We start from the raw sequence: 16,335 nt of genomic DNA, 5'->3' as shown, positions 1-16,335 counted from the left end.
CACCTTATGTGAGTATTGAATTGACGTATCCCCGGGTATCTTTGTCCACTTCTTGAATGTCCGCCAGGCTCGGTTTTTTCAGTAATTGATGGCGGGTTAGTGCCTTTTCGATACAGTCTTCAATAGCCAAAAACGGTATCTTGCCAGCTAAAAAGGCAGCGACAGCTACTTCGTTTGCCGCATTTAGCACTGTCGGCATTGTTCCTCCTATTTTACCTGATTCAAAAGCAAATTGTAAGCATCGGAACCTGTCAAAATCAGCTTTCTCAAAATGAAGGCTGCCGATTTCCCATAATTCAAGCCTTTTCGCATCTGGTAATGGCAATCGGTCAGGATAAGTGAGCGCATATTGAATGGGGACTCTCATATCCGGAGTTCCGAGCTGTGCGATCACACTTTTATCATGGAACTCAACCATTGAATGGATGATGCTCTCCTTATGTAAAACCACATCAATTTGTTCATAAGGTATATCGAAAAGCCAGTGTGCCTCGATCACCTCTAATCCCTTATTCATCATTGTAGCCGAATCAATTGTAATTTTTGCACCCATTGACCAGTTTGGATGTTTTAATGCATCTTCAACCGTTACTGATTCGAGCTCCTCCCGCGTCTTGTCCCGAAAACTTCCGCCGGATGCCGTAATGATGAGGCGTTCAATGTTTTTAGCCTGTTCGCCTTGAAGAGCTTGAAAAATGGCTGAATGCTCACTGTCAACAGGCAGCAGCGGAACATCATATTTCTTAGCATGTTCTTTTACTATATGCCCTGCAGTGACAAGAGTTTCCTTATTTGCAAGCGCAATTGTTTTTTTCTGTTCAATTGCCTTTAATGTCGGGATAAGACCGACGCTTCCAAGCAAAGCGTTGACAACAATGTCAACCTCCTCCATCACTGCTGCTTCTATCAGTCCTTCTTCTCCCAGCCCGATTTGGCATTCAAAAGAAAAAGACATTTGTTTTAATTTATGATATGTATCCAGATCACCGACAGAGACAAACTTCGGCTGAAAGACCTCAATCATTGGAACGGCCTTATCAATATTTCTGCCAAACGACATAGATACCAGCTGAAATTGGTCTTGATGTGCACGCAGTACATCAAGAGTCTGTTCGCCGATTGATCCTGTTGCTCCTAAAAGACAAATATTTTTCAAAGTTGCCACTACTCCTATTCTTATTGCTGCATGATCAGTCTCATATTCATATTAGACTTTTTTATGAAAAAAGGGCAAGCAGAAAGTACAAGAAAGGCATGACAAACAAGAAACTGTCAAAACGGTCTAATATACCGCCATGCCCGGGAAGAATATTCCCAGAATCCTTTACATCGTAATGTCTTTTCAAGGCGGATTCCACTAAATCTCCCAGTTGTCCAAAAACAGACAAAAACAGCGTGATCAACAGCAGATAGATATACGGGATCGGAAGTTGTGCAACAAGCTGAAAAATCGTCGCCAATACAAGTGCGATGACAATTCCGCCTGCAAACCCTTCCACTGTTTTATTCGGACTGATTTCAGGCCACAGTTTCCGCTTCCCAAGCGATTTACCGACAAAATAGGCACCGGAATCGGTGGACCAAATGACAACACACGCATAAAAAATGTATGTTAATCCGTATTGGTCAAGATTTCTGATTTCGATAAAATAATGAAAACACATTCCGATGTAAATTGCTGCAAGCGTAATAAACCCGACTTCATCAAAAGTAAAGGTGTTCTTGACCAACACTGTGTAAGTCAGCAATAGCAGTACCGCAAATAAAGCGATTTCCATTTTGGAAATCCCGTCCGCTTCAAAAAACGAATACTGGCTTGGTAATAAGAACATCCACAATAATAAAAGACCGATCAAACCCGGCAGTGAAACCAGCTTCAGCTTTTTCATCCGTAAAAGTTCAAAAAGCGCCACACTGCCCATAGCATAAATTAATATGGTGAACGGCAATTTCCCGACAATAACCAAAAATAAAAATACAATTGCTGCCAGAACACCTGTCAAAATTCTTTGTTTCATGTCCACCATCCTCTAAATTCCGCCAAACCTCCGGCCTCTCTGCTGAAACTCTCCTAACGCCTGCAAGAAGTGATCTTCTTTAAAGTCAGGCCACAAGACGTCAGTAAAGACAAATTCACTGTAGGCAACCTGCCATAGCATAAAATTACTCAGCCTTATCTCGCCGCTCGTTCGAATTAAAAGTTCAGGATCCTGCAAAGATTCAGTCATCAAATAAGTAGAAAAAAGCGATTCATCAATGTCTTCAATATTCAAAGAGCCTTCCTTCACTTTTTCCGCGAGTGATTTTGCAGCACTGACAATTTCAGTACGGCCTCCATAGTTAAGAGCAAAATTAAGGATCATTCCGTCGTTTTGCGCCGTGTCCTGTACAGCTTTTTCAATCGCACGTAATGTGTGCGCCGGCAAAGCCGTTTCATCCCCAATGATCCGAACCTGTACATTTTCCTCAACAAGCTCTGGAAGATACGTATTCAAAAATTCTTCCGGAAGCTTCATTAAAAAATCGACCTCCATTTTCGGTCTTTTCCAGTTTTCTGTTGAAAATGCATACAATGTCAGTACTTTGACACCTAATTCGTTTGCGAGCTTCGTGGTCCTTTTTACCACCTTCATCCCTTCATGGTGGCCTGCAATTCTGGGAAGAGAGCGTTTTTTAGCCCAACGGCCATTTCCATCCATGATAATGGCGATGTGTTCGGGAATTTCTCCCTTAAGTATGTCTTCTTTTGTATAACGTTCTAAGTTGGAAGCCGCAGTTTGCTGATTCTTCCAATTTTTGAGTATGTTGAGCATGAGATTCCTCCGTCACCCAAAAAGGTTACATTCCCTGCTGATAATCAATGTAATCAACAGTATTAACAAAAAAACCCCCTGTAAACATGAGAGGGTCTTTTCACTATTATCTATTGTACATAGTTTTTCATTAAACTTCCATGATTTCTTTTTCTTTGTCTTTTGTGACACTGTCAATTTTTGACACATATTCATCTGTCAGTTTTTGAACGTCTTCAGTGGAAGCACGCAGTTCATCCTCAGTAATGTCTCCGTTTTTCTCAAGTTTTTTGAGATCATCGTTAGCATCACGGCGAACGTTACGAACAGCTACTTTTGCTTCTTCAGCATATTTTTTTACAACTTTCACTAATTCTTTCCGTCTCTCTTCTGTTAGTGCCGGAATTGCAATTCGAATCATATTGCCGTCACTTGTTGGTGTAAGACCTAAATCAGCTTTTAAAATCGCTTTTTCGATATCACCGATTGCTGTTTTATCGTATGGCGTGATAACGAGCATACGAGCTTCAGGCACGTTAATAGAAGACAACTGATTTAAAGGTGTCTGCGCTCCGTAATATTCAACCGTTACTTTATCTAATAATGATGGATTTGCACGGCCTGCGCGTACAGTAGCCAATTCGCGCTGATAAGCAGCAATTGCTTTTTCCATTTTTTCTTTTGTTTGAGTTAATACTTCTTTTGACACGTTATTTCCCCCTCACGATCGTTCCGATTGATTCACCGATAACGGCACGTTTGATATTTCCTTCTTCCATAATAGAAAAGACGATAAGCGGAATGTCATTGTCCATGCATAAAGAGGAAGCTGTTGAATCCATGACTTCCAGGCCGTCTTTAAGAACGTCAAGATAAGAAAGTGATTCATACTTAACAGCTGATTCATCTTTTCTAGGATCAGCATTATACACACCGTCAACGTTATTTTTAGCCATTAAAATAACGTCTGCCTCAATTTCAGCAGCCCGCAGTGCAGCTGTCGTATCAGTTGAGAAATATGGGTTTCCTGTGCCCGCAGCGAAAATAACGACACGTTTTTTCTCTAAGTGGCGTATCGCTTTTCTTCTTATGTACGGTTCAGCAACTTGTCTCATTTCAATGGATGTTTGCACTCTGGACTGGATTCCGAGTGTTTCCAAGCTGTCTTGAAGAGCAAGCGAATTCATTACTGTCGCCAGCATTCCCATATAGTCAGCAGTCGCGCGGTCCATGCCCAGGTCACTTCCTGTTTTTCCGCGCCATAAGTTGCCGCCGCCTACAACAACAGCCACTTCGACTTCAAGCTCAGCGATTTCCTTCACTTGCTTTGCAATGGATTGAATGACAGTCGGGTTAATTCCATTTCCCTGTTCTCCTGCCAATGCTTCCCCGCTAAGCTTTAATACGATACGTTTGTATTTTGGTTTTTCCATGATAACCTCCAAGTGTAAACATTGCCGTTTTCTATTATGCAAGAGAAAAAAAGGTTTGTAAATATAGTTTTAAAAATAGGGAACACAAAATGTGTCCCCTATACTGCCTGAAAAGACGCGACTTAGCCGCGAAATCTTTTCACCATTATTTTTTCACTTGGTTCATTACTTCTTCAGCAAAGTTTTCTTGACGTTTTTCGATGCCTTCTCCAACTTCATAGCGGACAAAAGTTTGAACAGTAGCGTTTTTCGCTGCAATAACTTGTTTCACTTTTTCATCTGGGTTTTTAACGAACGCTTGGTCTAATAGACAAATTTCTTCGAAGAATTTGTTCAGACGGCCTTCAACCATTTTCGCTACGATGTTTTCAGGTTTGCCTTCTTGGAGGGCTTGCTGAGTTAAGATTTGACGCTCATGATTTGTTTCTTCTTCAGATACTTGATCACGAGAAATGTAACGAGGGTTAACTGCAGCAACGTGCATTGCGATATCTTTCGCAGTTTCTTCATCAGTTGTACCGTTGAGAACAGTTAATACACCGATGCGGCCGCCCATGTGAAGGTACGCACCGAATGCAGAGCTGTCGTCTTTTGTAAGAACTGTAAAGCGGCGAAGAGTGATTTTCTCACCGATTTTAGCAACTGCGCTTGTGATGTACTCTTCAACAGTTGAGCCATTTTCCATTTTTTGGCCCATTGCTTCTTCAACATCAGCTGGCGTGTTTGCAAGAAGGTGGTCAGCTAAAGTGTTAAGAAGCTCTTTAAAACCTTCGTTTTTCGCAACGAAATCAGTTTCAGAGTTTACTTCTAGGATAACGCCTTTGTTGCCGTCAGTTTTAATAAGAGTAGAACCTTCTGCTGCGATACGGTCAGCTTTTTTCGCTGCTTTTGCAATTCCTTTTTCTCTTAAAAGGTCAATTGCTTTGTCCATATCTCCGTCAGTTTCAGTTAACGCTTTTTTACAATCCATCATGCCCGCGCCAGTTTTTTCACGCAGTTCTTTTACTTGCTGTGCAGTAATTGCCATTTGTATTCCTCCTTATATGTTTAAACAAGAGTATGTATATTACACATTTTTCTTGAAAAAAGGTGATAAAAGGCAGTCCCTCTTATCACCTTTTGAATAGGTTACGCAGTTGTTGTTTCTGTTTCTGGTGCAGTTTCTTCAGCAACTTCCGCTTCTTCTTCGCCTTGCTTCGCTTCTAAGATTGCATCTGCCATTTTAGAAGTTAGAAGTTTAACAGCGCGGATAGCGTCATCGTTCGCTGGGATAACAACATCGATTTCATCTGGATCACAGTTAGTATCTACGATACCGATGATAGGGATGTTTAATTTGCGAGCTTCCGCAACAGCGATGCGCTCTTTGCGAGGATCGATGATGAATAATGCATCAGGAAGATCCTTCATATCTTTAATTCCGCCTAGGAATTTTTCAAGACGCTCTAATTCTTTTTTCAATTGAACGACTTCTTTTTTAGGAAGTACATCAAACGTACCGTTTTCTTGCATTTTTTCAATGTCTTTAAGACGTTTAATACGTTTTTGGATTGTTTCGAAGTTTGTTAATGTACCGCCCAACCAGCGTTGGTTGACATAGTACATGCCAGAGCGTTGAGCTTCTTCTTTAACAGAATCTTGAGCTTGTTTTTTTGTTCCGACGAAAAGGATTTTTCCGCCTTCAGCAGCAAGATTTTTAGTGAAGTTGTAAGCTTCCTCTACTTTTTTGACTGTTTTTTGAAGGTCAATGATGTAGATTCCGTTACGCTCCGTGAAAATGTAACGCTTCATTTTTGGGTTCCAACGGCGTGTTTGGTGACCGAAGTGAACACCAGCTTCAAGCAATTGCTTCATAGAAATGACTGACATGTTATTTCCTCCTAATATAATGGTTTTTTTCCTCCGCTTAGGTCATTTTTGTACAGAACTGCCGCCTGCAGCACCCTCTGCATAAATCGTTAAGCGTGTGTATTTAACACCAAGACATAATATAACACAGCTTTATCCGACAATCAAGAATCCTTTACACCTTTGGAGCGAAATTTTAAAAATAGCTCGATTTCTGTCTTTCCGCTCTTCATTTTCTGGGCAATTTGACTTGCCGAATATCCCTGTTCATATAATTCTATGACCTGGTCTTCAAATGATTGGACCTCACTGTTTACGAGCTCTTCCCGACGGTCAACCTCTGTAATCAGACCTTCAATATGTTCAGGAAGATTCTCTGCCTCTTGGACTGGATCCCGCTCTTGATATGTTTCAGAGGTCTGAAGGCCTGACTTTTGGGATTCTTCATCTGATTGACTTGCAGATGAAGCTTTATTTTCTATCAGTTTCTCATTTTCTTCTTTTAATTCAAGCAGAAATGCCGCCAAGGTGTTTTCCGTCTCTTCAAGTATCTGTTTTTGCTGTTTTTCTGTTTCTTTCACTGCAGCGAGCCTCGTATACAGGATAATGACAGCGTACAGAAGAACGCCGTGGAGCATAAAGCTTAAAAGCCATAATAGTGTTGACATGTTTTTCACTCGCTAACCATGAAATTCATTATTGTATCACTTTTTCCAGCAGATTCTTTAATTTAAATAATGCCTTTGAATGGATCTGAGATATGCGGGACGTAGAAAGATTTAATACTTGTCCGATTTCTGTCAGTGTCAACTCCTCTTTGTAGAACAAACTGACAACCAGCTGTTCTTTTTCAGAGAGTTCGTGAATTTTTTCCGCAAGCTGTGCAATCAGTTCATCCTTCATAATCTTTTCTTCAGGCGGAACATTTTTGTCATCTCTGATCATGACTTGAATGTTTTCCCCGTCATCTTGATCATGGAGCTTTTCATCAATTGACAGCAGATTTGCAAAAAAACCTTCATTCATTGTTGACACGACATCCTGTACCGTCATTCCGAGTTCCTCTGCAATTTCCGCGGGCGATACATTCCGAAGATACCGCTGTTCAAGCTTTTCAATTGCTGCTTCAACCTTTTTTGTTTTTTCGCGCGAGGTTCTGGGCAGCCAATCTTCTTTACGAAGCCCGTCTATGATTGCGCCGCGAATTCTAAACGAGGCGTAGGTATCAAATTTTAAGTCCCGGCTGGGGTCAAATTTTTCAAGGGCATCATATAAACCAAGCATACCAAGGCTCATAAGATCGTCTTTATGCACTGATTTCGGCAGTCCGACAGAAATTCTGCCTACATGATATGTGACAAGCGGCATGTAACGGCGCATTAAGTCGTCACCGGCTTTAGGATCTTTCCACTCTTTCCAGCGCGTCCAAAGCACCTGATCTTCATAATTCAAGGATTGCATTGTTATCCCCCTAATACCTTAATTAAATCGTTTTTTCACCTTGTTTAACAGTTCGAATATGCAGCATGCAGGACTTCGGTTCAAATTCTATCGTCCGGCCGCTTGAGCCGCCCGTATCTTCACTAATAATAGGAATATTAAATAAAGACAGCTGTTCTTTTATCGCTAATACATTTCTCGGTCCGATCTTCATCAAATCATTTGTCGATTTAAATTTAAACATCTCTGATCCGCCGGCCAGCTTTGCTTTTAATGCAAATTTCCGGCATCCCGCTTCTATCAGCATATCAATCGTGGTCTGTACGGCGGTGTCAGCGTACTTAGCCCGGTTGAGCTCGGCAGTTTTCGATAACGTCGAATCCGGAAGCATGACATGAACAAGACCCGCCGTTTGCTTTTCTTTATCATAAAGCACCAGCCCCACACATGAGCCCAAACCAGAGGTCCGGATGGTATCCGGGAAGCGGGCGATCTTCACGTCAGCAATCCCAACCTTTATAACAACAGCCTCAGTTGTACTCATAATGATGCACCTAAGGCGACAAAGAGCTTTTCAAATGAATCATAGTCCGGCAGCATAAACATATGCGCTTTCAGCTCCTGCTGATGGCTTTGGTCAAAAATTGACGTGTCGACAACAATGGCGTGTTCTCCAACCTGACTGAGCTCCATCAGCCCTTCGCTGATCACAGCTCCGAACATGTCCAATGAGACTTCAGGAACACTTGGATAGAGCTGGAGTTTCGTCAAATCCGCCAAAGCTGTTAAATATGACCCCGCTAAAATATTGCCCAGTTCATGCAAAGCGGATGAGCTCATGTGGTCTTCACCTAAGTCCTCTATGTCAAAATCGGGGTTTCCAATCAGCTCTCTGATAAACTGCTCCGCCTGAAAAAAAGGCATTATAAAGAACATTGAACCCGTTAAATCGCCTTCCATTCTTAAAAAGATGCTGGCAACCGGGACATCGGCGCCGCCGAAAAAATCAACAAGCTCATCAAAAGACAGCAGCTTTGCAAATGGGACTTCCATATCTATCTTTCTATTTAACAGCTGGGCCATTGCAGAGGCGGAGTGGCCGGCGCCTATATTGCCGACTTCCCGCAAAATGTCCATCTGCTCTTCTTTGATTCCATTAAAAATACTCATGTCATAACCCCTTTAAGATTAAGCTTGATCGGGCACAGCGGACTGAGATGATTCTTTATCCAAAACCGCGTTCGCATCAATAATATTTAAGAGTCTGTTCTCTTGTTTCACAATCTGTTCGATCGACACATCCGTATCTTTCTGAACGCCTTCTGGAGCAGATTCTATTTCACTTTCGTGTACGGTAATCACATCATTCGCTTCATCCACAATCCAGCCGACTTCAATATCACGATAAGCAATAATGATAATTCGTGTTTCATCTGTAATTTCATACTCTGGCAAATTCAGGCGTTTTCTTAAATCAATAACCGGAGTCACCACCCCGCGTAAATTGATTACCCCGCAAATATATGGTTCGACGCCAGGTACCCTCGTTGGCTTTTGCCATTTTTCAATTGATTTCACCTGAGTGACGGAAATGGCATATTCTTTGCCATTTACCATAAAGACTATCATTTTTTCGCCTGTTTTAATTTCTGCAGTCATGTGAGACACCTCCTCGAATGGTTAAATAATCAGTGCATTACAATCAATAATGAGCGCTACTTCTCCGTCTCCTAAAATAGTAGCTCCGGAAATTGCAAAGACGTTTGTTAAATAATCTCCGAGTGATTTCAGCACAACTTCCTGCTGGCCAATAAAGGAGTCCACCACAAATGCAGTAGGTTTGTCGCCTTTTTTCACGACAATGATATGGAGCTGTTCCGCATCTTTTCTTGTATCTTCTATTTTAAACTCTTCTTTTAAATAAACGACAGGGACAATATGCCCTCTAAAGTCAATCACTTCACGGTCATGCGTTTGCAAAATGTCTTTTCTGTCAATAACTGCTGTCTCAATGATTGAAGAAATCGGAATGGCAAATGTCTCTTCTTCCAACTTAATCAGCAGAACTGAAATAATAGACAAGGTAAGCGGCAGCTGGATGCTGAATAGAGAGCCTTGACCCTCGGCTGATTTCACACTGACTGAACCGCCAAGAGACTCCAGTTTGTTTTTTACAACGTCAAGTCCTACACCGCGGCCGGAAATATCAGAAATTTGGTCAGCAGTTGAGAACCCCGGAGCAAAAATCAATTCGTAAATTTGGTTGTCTTCTAAGGTTTCAGCTTCTTTTTCCGTTATGACCCCGCGCTCAAGCGCTTTTTCCAGAATTTTTTTTCGATTAAGGCCTGCGCCGTCATCCTCTACTTCGATAAAGACATGGTTGCCGCTGTGATAAGCTTTAAGCACAACTTTTCCTGATTCCGGTTTTCCCTTTTGCAAACGTGTTTCCGGCGCCTCGATACCATGGTCAATACTGTTTCTGATCAAGTGAACGAGTGGATCTCCGATTTCATCAATTACTGTACGATCCAGTTCAGTTTCCGCACCGATGATCGAGAGTTCAATTTTTTTATTCAGCTCTTTCTGAAGCTGGCGAATCATTCTCGGGAATCTGTTAAAAACAGTTTCAACCGGGACCATTCTCATATTCAGAATAATCGATTGCAAATCTCCGGAAATTCTCGTCATTCGTTCAACCGTTTCAGTCAGTTCATTATGCTCAAGCTCTTTCGCAATCTGCTCGAGACGCCCGCGGTCAATGACAAGCTCTTCAAATAAGTTCATTAAAGAATCAAGCCTGTCAATGTTGACACGAATTGTTTTAGATCCGCCGGCTGAATGCTTCGCCTGTTCATCGTTTTTAGCAGGCTGTTTTTGTTTCTCCTGCTTCGCAGGTACAGCTGCTGCTGGTGAATCTTCTTGCTTAGATTCTTCAGGCTTTTCAGCTGATGTTAAAGGAGCCCCTTGAATGACTTCAACATGCTCAATTTCCGACACGCCATTGATTAATTGTTCAATGTCTTCCGCTGATTGATGTGTTAAGAAACAAACTTGAAAGTCAGTTCCAAAATCTTCTGTTTCAAGCACTTCAGCACTTGGAATTGTTTTGGCTACTTCTCCGACTTCATTTAGTTTTTCAAACACCATATAGACACGAACTGCTTTTAACATACAGTTTTCGTTCAGAGAAATCTTGATTTCATATCGTTTGAAGCCTTGCTCCTCCGCTTCTTGTATAACTGTGCGTTCAAATTCATCATATTCCCAATCAGATGCTGAACTCTGTGCTTCTGCAGGTTCAGCGGAGGCAGCGGATTCAGCGTGCGCACCATTCACATCAAGCTTGGCACTCACTTCTGAGATATCTCTTTTACCATCCCCGCCATCAATAATAGACTGAACCATTGTTTCCAGGTGATCCAGAGCTTCAAACAAAATATCCAGCCAGTCTGAGGTGACTTCCATGTCTCCGTTTCGGATTGCATCCAGCACGTTTTCAAGCAGATGGGTAAGATGTGCTAAATCCGTGTAGCCCATCGTTGCGCTCATTCCTTTTAATGTATGGGCAGCCCTGAATATATCATGTACGAGCTGAAGATCAGTCGGGTCTTTCTCTAAAAGAAGAAGCTTTTCATTACATGTTTGTAAATGTTCTTTACTCTCATCAATAAAGACATCTAAATACTGATTCATATCCATTTGAATCACACCCTCTCTTTTTTCACACAGCTTGTGATGGATGCTGCGATATCTTCCACATGTTTAATCTCATGAATGAGACCCGCTTTAACAGCAGCTTTTGGCATCCCGTATACGACACAAGATTCTTCAGACTCCGCAATGGCTTTCACATTGCCGGCTGTTAGCATGTCCTTTAGTCCAGCAGTGCCGTCACTGCCCATTCCGGTCATGATAACCGCTACTTTTTCATAATCTGTCAGTTTCCCGACAGAACGGAATAAATAATCAGCAGATGGTTTATGACGGCTTGGTGTGTCATGGTTATCAAGCACAACCTGGAGTCCTTCGCTGTTTTTAATAACGGATATGTTTTTTCCGCCCGGTGCTATGTAAACACAGCCGTTAAGAGCTGCTTCACCATCTTTTGCTTCTTTTACCTGAATGTCAGATAAATGATTCAGCCGATCAGCCAAAGAAGCAGTAAACCCTTCAGGCATGTGCTGAACGACAACCACTGGTGCGTTCAAATCCTTAGGGAGCTTCGGTATCACCTTTTGTAACGCCCGTGGACCGCCTGTTGATGTGCCGATACACACAATTTGTCTGCCCGTGCCAGGTTTCGGTTTGCTTAATTCAGGCTTAACGACAGCACGCACAATAGGTTCGGGCCGAACTGTCTGGGAAACAGGACGTTTCCGCTTGCCGGAAAGTCCTGCCGCGACGACACGCTCAACTAGTTGTTCTTTAATTTTGTATAGATCCAGAGATATTGAGCCTGATGGCTTTGTGATAAAGTCAAAGGCACCGATCTCCAAACAATTAATTGTGCATTCTTTACCTTTCTCGGTCTGGCTAGACACCATAATGACCGGCAAGTTATAAATCTCAATAATTTTGCGGAGCGTATCTGTCCCATTCATGACCGGCATTTCAACATCAAGAGTAATAACATCCGGTTTTAATAATTCAATCTTCTTAAGCGCTTCTTCTCCGTTTCTCGCAGTTCCGATTACTTCTATCTGCTTTTCTTCGGTCAGAAAATCACTTATCATTTTTCTCATAAAAGCTGAATCATCAACTACAAGCACACGAATCAAATTAAGCCCTCCTCATTAAAAAAGAAGATAATTTCTCAATAAATGTCTGTTTGTCTTCTTTGTGTCTCGTTTCTTCTCTTTCAAACAAGGCGTCCGCTAAAATACGGACTGACCGGCTGGCTTTTGCCTGAGGGCTTTTTATGAAAAAAGGAACCTGTTCGACAACCGCTTTGCTCACGATCACATCGTCAGAAACGGAACCGGCAAACTGAACCTGAACATCCAAAAACATATGAATTGTACGGGAGAGGCGGGCAAAAGCGTCAAGCCCTTCCTTTTGGTCACGGCACCGATTGACAGCCACCTTCATTGAAAGCTTATTTTCTGTCAAAACCAAGTGCTTGACAGCGCTGTATGCGTCCATAATGGCCGTCGGCTCGGGAGTTGTAATAATCAAAATATCTTCTGCTGATAAAATAAAAGGCAGTTGATCTTTTGATAAGCCTGCTCCCATGTCAAACAGCACATAATCGAACTGGCTTAATGCATGAGAAAGTTCATTGGCAAAAAACGTCCATTTTCTCTGATCGAGCTGAAACATCACATCAAGACCGGTTCCCCCTGATATATACCGCAAACCCTTTGGGCCAACGGATAATGACTGCAGCAAAGGCTTACGATCGGTTAAAACATCGATTATCGTGGCAGACGATGAATTTCCTATTAATATATCAATGTTCCCCATCCCGATATCAAGGTCGATGAGCAGCACCTTCTTACCTTTATCCTGCAGCGCAAGTGCCATATTTAAGGTAATATTGGATTTTCCGACACCGCCCTTGCCGCTGATGACAGCAAGTGTCTTCGCTTTTTGTGAATAAACCATTGGCAGAACGCGCTCACGTTTTTCCATTTTCGCCCGTAAAGTTGCTGCTTGGTCATATCTGTTCATCTGCACAGCATCCTCACAAAACCAAGTGGAGATACAGTCTGTATATCCTCAGGCACATTCTGGCCGTTAGTCATAAACCCGACACCTATTTTTGATTCTGCCAGTATATTAAATACAGAACCTAAGGAAGTCGTTTCATCTATTTTCGTAAAAATATACTGATTGACAGGGACGGATGAAAACCGTTTGACAATATGCTTCATATCTTCATATTTTGCAGTCGCGGATAAAACAAGAAATGACTGAATGCTGCTCTCAAAAGGAATCGTTTCTTTCAGTTCATCAATGTATTGCGGGTCTTTGAAGTTTCTTCCAGCTGTATCAACAAACACATGATCATACTCAGAAAATAGCTCCTTCGCCTGCTGAAATTCTTCTTTTGTATAGCAAACTTCCAGAGGAGCCTGCAGCAGTTCAGCGTATGTTTTCAACTGTTCAACAGCTGCAATACGATACGTATCTGTTGTAATAAAAGCGATTTTTTTATGTTTTTCAAGCATAGATATGGCTGCGAGTTTAGCCAGTGTAGTTGTTTTACCAGCCCCTGTTGAACCAAAGAGAACGATATATTTTGAATGAATTGGCTCCTGCCACTTGTCTGCTGAGGGCAGCATATCGCATAGTATTTCCTGAAGTTTGCCGACAACATTTTCTTCAGTCAAGCCGCCTGCTTCAACAGAGAAGCGAAGCAATTTTTTCAGAGTGTTCGTTTTCGTAGACTCTTTGATCCCTGTTTCTTGCAAAAGCTTTTCTGCTTTTCGCAGCGGCTCAGGAAGTACAGATTGATATGCTGAAAAATCACCTAGCTCCTGTTGCGCCGGAATTTGAGGGGGATATGTTCTCTCCTCTATTTTTGGACTGCTGACCGGAGTTTTTAATGTTTGTTTCGGTTCAGCTGCCTTCTGAGGCGTTTTTTTCTCAAGAAAGTCCTGATCCAATACGGCGATTACTTCAACAGCAGGCTTGTTGACGAGGCCAAACCATTTTCGCTTTTTAATTTTTTTCGAATTTAATATGACCGCTTCATTACCTAACTCTTTTCTGATGAGAAGTGCCGCTTCTTGCATTGAAGCAGCAGTAAATTTTTTTATTTTCATTAAATATCCACCACTCCAATGCTTTGTACCTCAACATTCGCCTCAAGTTCGTTATAAGAGAGTACCGGAAGATCAGGGAAGTACCGTTCCAGTAGCTGCTTCACATACATTCTGACAGGCGGCGAGCAAAGAAGAATCGCGGTTTCCTGACGTAATGAGAGCTGTTCAGCTTCTTTGGCGACAGAGCGCACTATACTTTCTGAAATATCTGGTTCAAGTGATAAATAGTTCCCGTGTTCCGTCTGCTGCACACCGTCTGCTATTGCTTTTTCTACACGGCCGGAACAAGTAACAACCTTCAACACTTCATTTTCTTTGGCAAACTGGGCTGTAATTTGTTTAGCAAGCGCTTGTCTTGTATACTCTGTCAAGAGATCAGAATCTGTTGTTAATTTCCCATAGTCAGCAAGTGTTTCAAAAATCGTTACTAAGTTTCGAATTGAAACTTTTTCTTTTAAAAGCTTAGCAAGCACTTTCTGAATATCACCGACAGACAATGGATTCGGCGTAACCTCTTCAACCAGGACTGGATACGATTCTTTCAAGTGATCGATCAGCTGTTTTGTCTCCTGCCTTCCGATCAATTCGTGGGCATGCTGCTTAATTTTCTCCGTAATATGCGTTGAAACGACTGATGCAGGATCAACTACTGTATAACCAAGCATGTCGGCTTCATCCTTTACCGCTTCGCTAATCCATTTAGCCGGCAGTCCGAATGAAGGCTCCACTGTTTCAATCCCTTCAATGAGATCGTCCTCAGGAGTAGGCGACATCGCTAAATAATGATCAAGCAACAGCTCGCCTTTTGCTACTTCGTTTCCTTTAATTTTCAATCGGTATTCATTAGGCTGCAACGCTATATTATCTCTGATTCGCACGACAGGAATGACAAGCCCGAGTTCCAAAGCCAACTGACGGCGTATCATAACAATTCGGTCTAATAAATCACCGCCTTGATTGGCATCAGCAAGCGGTATCAGGCCATATCCAAACTCAAATTCTATCGGATCTATATGCAGAAGCTGAACAACACTTTCAGGGCTTTTAAGCTCGTCCACCTCAGCCTCTTCCTCAAGAATCTCATCCACTTCTTCTTTTTCCTTACCTGATTTAGATAGTGTATATGCGCCAAAAGCAAGCAATCCCGCAAGCGGCCCCGTCAGAAGGATGCCGATCGGAGTGAAAATACCTAAAAGCATGATCGTAGCTGCTGCGACGTATAAAAGCTTTGGATACGCAAACAGCTGGCCTGTAATGTCATGCCCTAAGTTTCCTTCAGATGCAGCTCTTGTGACCACAATACCCGTAGCCGTAGAAATTAACAGTGCCGGGATTTGCGAAACAATTCCATCCCCTACAGTCAGCATCGTAAAGTGTGAAGCAGCTTCTTGAATGGACATGCCCTGCTGAAGCATTCCGATCACGATTCCGAAAATAATATTGATCATCACAATGATGATTCCGGCAATGGCGTCACCTTTTACAAATTTACTGGCACCGTCCATTGCTCCATAAAAGTCTGCTTCTCTTGCCACTTTTTCGCGGCGATGCTTCGCTTCCTGTTCGGTAATCATCCCTGCGTTTAAATCAGCATCAATACTCATCTGCTTCCCCGGCATTGCGTCCAGCGTAAACCTTGCTGCAACCTCGGAAACACGTTCAGCACCTTTTGTAATGACGATAAACTGAATAATAATAAGGATGATAAATACAACGAGTCCAACTAATACATTTCCGCCGACAACGAAATTTCCGAAAGTCTCGACGACTTTACCTCCCTCACCGTGTGAAAGAATTGAACGGGTAGTTGAGACGTTCAAGCCCAAACGAAATAGGGTCAAAAGCAGCAACAGTGACGGAAAAATCGAAAACTGAAGCGCTTCCTGCATATTCATTGTGGTGAGAAGCACGATCAACGCAAGAGAAATATTAATAATGATCAAAATACTTAACAGCCATGGAGGAAATGGAATCACCAGCATCGCCACAATGAGGACAACACTTATTAAAACGGATAAATCTCTTGTTGACATGCTGTTTTTTCTCTCCTTTTAA

The 16,335-nt window shown here is 42.2% G+C and carries 17 protein-coding genes; all 17 read right to left on the bottom strand.

Annotated elements, in window-relative coordinates:
* Nucleotides 1–4: 4 nt before the first annotated feature.
* A complete protein-coding gene (dxr, locus tag BSU_16550; protein NP_389537.2) occupies nucleotides 5–1,156 on the bottom strand; it encodes a 1-deoxy-D-xylulose-5-phosphate reductoisomerase in 1,152 nt (383 codons plus the stop codon).
* A gap of 61 nt (nucleotides 1,157–1,217) precedes the next feature.
* Nucleotides 1,218–2,027, bottom strand: coding sequence for a phosphatidate cytidylyltransferase (CDP-diglyceride synthase) (gene cdsA, locus BSU_16540; RefSeq protein ID NP_389536.1), 810 nt, complete (start codon nucleotides 2,025–2,027; stop codon nucleotides 1,218–1,220).
* A gap of 3 nt (nucleotides 2,028–2,030) precedes the next feature.
* Nucleotides 2,031–2,813 (bottom strand): undecaprenyl pyrophosphate synthase, encoded by a 783-nt coding sequence (gene uppS / locus BSU_16530; protein NP_389535.1) that lies wholly within the window; start codon nucleotides 2,811–2,813, stop codon nucleotides 2,031–2,033.
* Nucleotides 2,814–2,943: 130 nt separating this feature from the next.
* The gene (gene frr / locus BSU_16520; protein NP_389534.1) at nucleotides 2,944–3,501 is read right to left on the bottom strand and encodes a ribosome recycling factor; all 558 of its coding nucleotides are present in this window, start codon (nucleotides 3,499–3,501) and stop codon (nucleotides 2,944–2,946) included.
* Nucleotide 3,502: 1 nt separating this feature from the next.
* A complete protein-coding gene (pyrH, locus tag BSU_16510; protein NP_389533.2) occupies nucleotides 3,503–4,225 on the bottom strand; it encodes a uridylate kinase in 723 nt (240 codons plus the stop codon).
* 145 nt (nucleotides 4,226–4,370) lie between these two features.
* The gene (gene tsf / locus BSU_16500) at nucleotides 4,371–5,252 is read right to left on the bottom strand and encodes an elongation factor Ts (RefSeq protein ID NP_389532.1); all 882 of its coding nucleotides are present in this window, start codon (nucleotides 5,250–5,252) and stop codon (nucleotides 4,371–4,373) included.
* Nucleotides 5,253–5,353: 101 nt separating this feature from the next.
* Complete coding sequence (gene rpsB, locus BSU_16490) at nucleotides 5,354–6,094, bottom strand: ribosomal protein S2 (protein NP_389531.1); 741 nt, start codon at nucleotides 6,092–6,094, stop codon at nucleotides 5,354–5,356.
* Nucleotides 6,095–6,237: 143 nt separating this feature from the next.
* The gene (gene swrB / locus BSU_16480) at nucleotides 6,238–6,741 is read right to left on the bottom strand and encodes a coupling factor for flagellin transcription and translation (protein ID NP_389530.1); all 504 of its coding nucleotides are present in this window, start codon (nucleotides 6,739–6,741) and stop codon (nucleotides 6,238–6,240) included.
* Nucleotides 6,742–6,769: 28 nt separating this feature from the next.
* Nucleotides 6,770–7,534: an RNA polymerase sigma-28 factor (sigma-D) gene (gene sigD, locus BSU_16470; RefSeq protein ID NP_389529.1), complete on the bottom strand. Its 765-nt coding sequence runs from the start codon at nucleotides 7,532–7,534 to the stop codon at nucleotides 6,770–6,772.
* Between the two features lie 22 nt (nucleotides 7,535–7,556).
* Nucleotides 7,557–8,057 (bottom strand): sequence specific deamidase required for methylation of methyl-accepting chemotaxis proteins (MCPs) by CheR, encoded by a 501-nt coding sequence (gene cheD / locus BSU_16460; protein NP_389528.1) that lies wholly within the window; start codon nucleotides 8,055–8,057, stop codon nucleotides 7,557–7,559.
* Nucleotides 8,054–8,683, bottom strand: a complete 630-nt coding sequence (gene cheC, locus BSU_16450) for a signal terminating phosphatase of CheR-mediated methylation of methyl-accepting chemotaxis proteins (MCPs) (RefSeq protein ID NP_389527.1) — start codon at nucleotides 8,681–8,683, stop codon at nucleotides 8,054–8,056. Before cheC ends, cheD begins: the two co-directional genes overlap by 4 nt.
* An 18-nt stretch (nucleotides 8,684–8,701) precedes the next feature.
* Nucleotides 8,702–9,172 (bottom strand): modulation of CheA activity in response to attractants (chemotaxis), encoded by a 471-nt coding sequence (gene cheW, locus BSU_16440; protein NP_389526.1) that lies wholly within the window; start codon nucleotides 9,170–9,172, stop codon nucleotides 8,702–8,704.
* A 21-nt stretch (nucleotides 9,173–9,193) separates the two neighbouring features.
* On the bottom strand, nucleotides 9,194–11,212 hold the full coding sequence (cheA, locus tag BSU_16430; protein ID NP_389525.2) for a chemotactic two-component sensor histidine kinase: 2,019 nt from the start codon (nucleotides 11,210–11,212) through the stop codon (nucleotides 9,194–9,196).
* 5 nt (nucleotides 11,213–11,217) lie between these two features.
* A complete protein-coding gene (cheB, locus tag BSU_16420) occupies nucleotides 11,218–12,291 on the bottom strand; it encodes a methyl-accepting chemotaxis proteins (MCP)-glutamate methylesterase (RefSeq protein NP_389524.2) in 1,074 nt (357 codons plus the stop codon).
* A 1-nt stretch (nucleotide 12,292) separates the two neighbouring features.
* Nucleotides 12,293–13,189 (bottom strand): ATPase affecting flagellar basal body localisation and number, encoded by an 897-nt coding sequence (gene flhG / locus BSU_16410; protein NP_389523.1) that lies wholly within the window; start codon nucleotides 13,187–13,189, stop codon nucleotides 12,293–12,295.
* Nucleotides 13,180–14,280 (bottom strand): GTPase involved in the export of flagella and number regulation, encoded by a 1,101-nt coding sequence (gene flhF, locus BSU_16400; protein NP_389522.1) that lies wholly within the window; start codon nucleotides 14,278–14,280, stop codon nucleotides 13,180–13,182. The genes flhG and flhF overlap by 10 nt, the downstream gene beginning before the upstream one ends.
* Entirely contained in the window at nucleotides 14,280–16,313 is a 2,034-nt protein-coding gene (flhA, locus tag BSU_16390; RefSeq protein ID NP_389521.2) for a component of the flagellar export machinery, read from the bottom strand. The genes flhF and flhA overlap by 1 nt, the downstream gene beginning before the upstream one ends.
* Nucleotides 16,314–16,335 lie beyond the last annotated feature (22 nt).

Origin of the sequence: Bacillus subtilis subsp. subtilis str. 168 (genome assembly GCF_000009045.1) — a bacterium.
In the GTDB taxonomy this organism is placed as follows: domain Bacteria; phylum Bacillota; class Bacilli; order Bacillales; family Bacillaceae; genus Bacillus; species Bacillus subtilis.
The sequence above is the reverse complement of the archived record's forward strand: the minus strand, read 5'-3'. Positions and strand labels throughout refer to the sequence as shown.

What these genes read in the sequence shown, in the direction of transcription:
- sigD (NP_389529.1), bottom strand. Translation starts at nt 7,534, where the DNA reads ATGCAATCCTTGAATTATGAAGATCAGGTGCTTTGGACGCGCTGGAAA.
- cheW (NP_389526.1), bottom strand. Translation starts at nt 9,172, where the DNA reads ATGACTGCAGAAATTAAAACAGGCGAAAAAATGATAGTCTTTATGGTA.
- cheD (NP_389528.1), bottom strand. Translation starts at nt 8,057, where the DNA reads ATGAGTACAACTGAGGCTGTTGTTATAAAGGTTGGGATTGCTGACGTG.
- tsf (NP_389532.1), bottom strand. Translation starts at nt 5,252, where the DNA reads ATGGCAATTACTGCACAGCAAGTAAAAGAACTGCGTGAAAAAACTGGC.
- cheC (NP_389527.1), bottom strand. Translation starts at nt 8,683, where the DNA reads ATGAGTATTTTTAATGGAATCAAAGAAGAGCAGATGGACATTTTGCGG.
- flhA (NP_389521.2), bottom strand. Translation starts at nt 16,313, where the DNA reads ATGTCAACAAGAGATTTATCCGTTTTAATAAGTGTTGTCCTCATTGTG.
- pyrH (NP_389533.2), bottom strand. Translation starts at nt 4,225, where the DNA reads ATGGAAAAACCAAAATACAAACGTATCGTATTAAAGCTTAGCGGGGAA.
- swrB (NP_389530.1), bottom strand. Translation starts at nt 6,741, where the DNA reads ATGTCAACACTATTATGGCTTTTAAGCTTTATGCTCCACGGCGTTCTT.
- rpsB (NP_389531.1), bottom strand. Translation starts at nt 6,094, where the DNA reads ATGTCAGTCATTTCTATGAAGCAATTGCTTGAAGCTGGTGTTCACTTC.
- cdsA (NP_389536.1), bottom strand. Translation starts at nt 2,027, where the DNA reads ATGGTGGACATGAAACAAAGAATTTTGACAGGTGTTCTGGCAGCAATT.
- cheA (NP_389525.2), bottom strand. Translation starts at nt 11,212, where the DNA reads ATGGATATGAATCAGTATTTAGATGTCTTTATTGATGAGAGTAAAGAA.
- flhF (NP_389522.1), bottom strand. Translation starts at nt 14,280, where the DNA reads ATGAAAATAAAAAAATTTACTGCTGCTTCAATGCAAGAAGCGGCACTT.
- uppS (NP_389535.1), bottom strand. Translation starts at nt 2,813, where the DNA reads ATGCTCAACATACTCAAAAATTGGAAGAATCAGCAAACTGCGGCTTCC.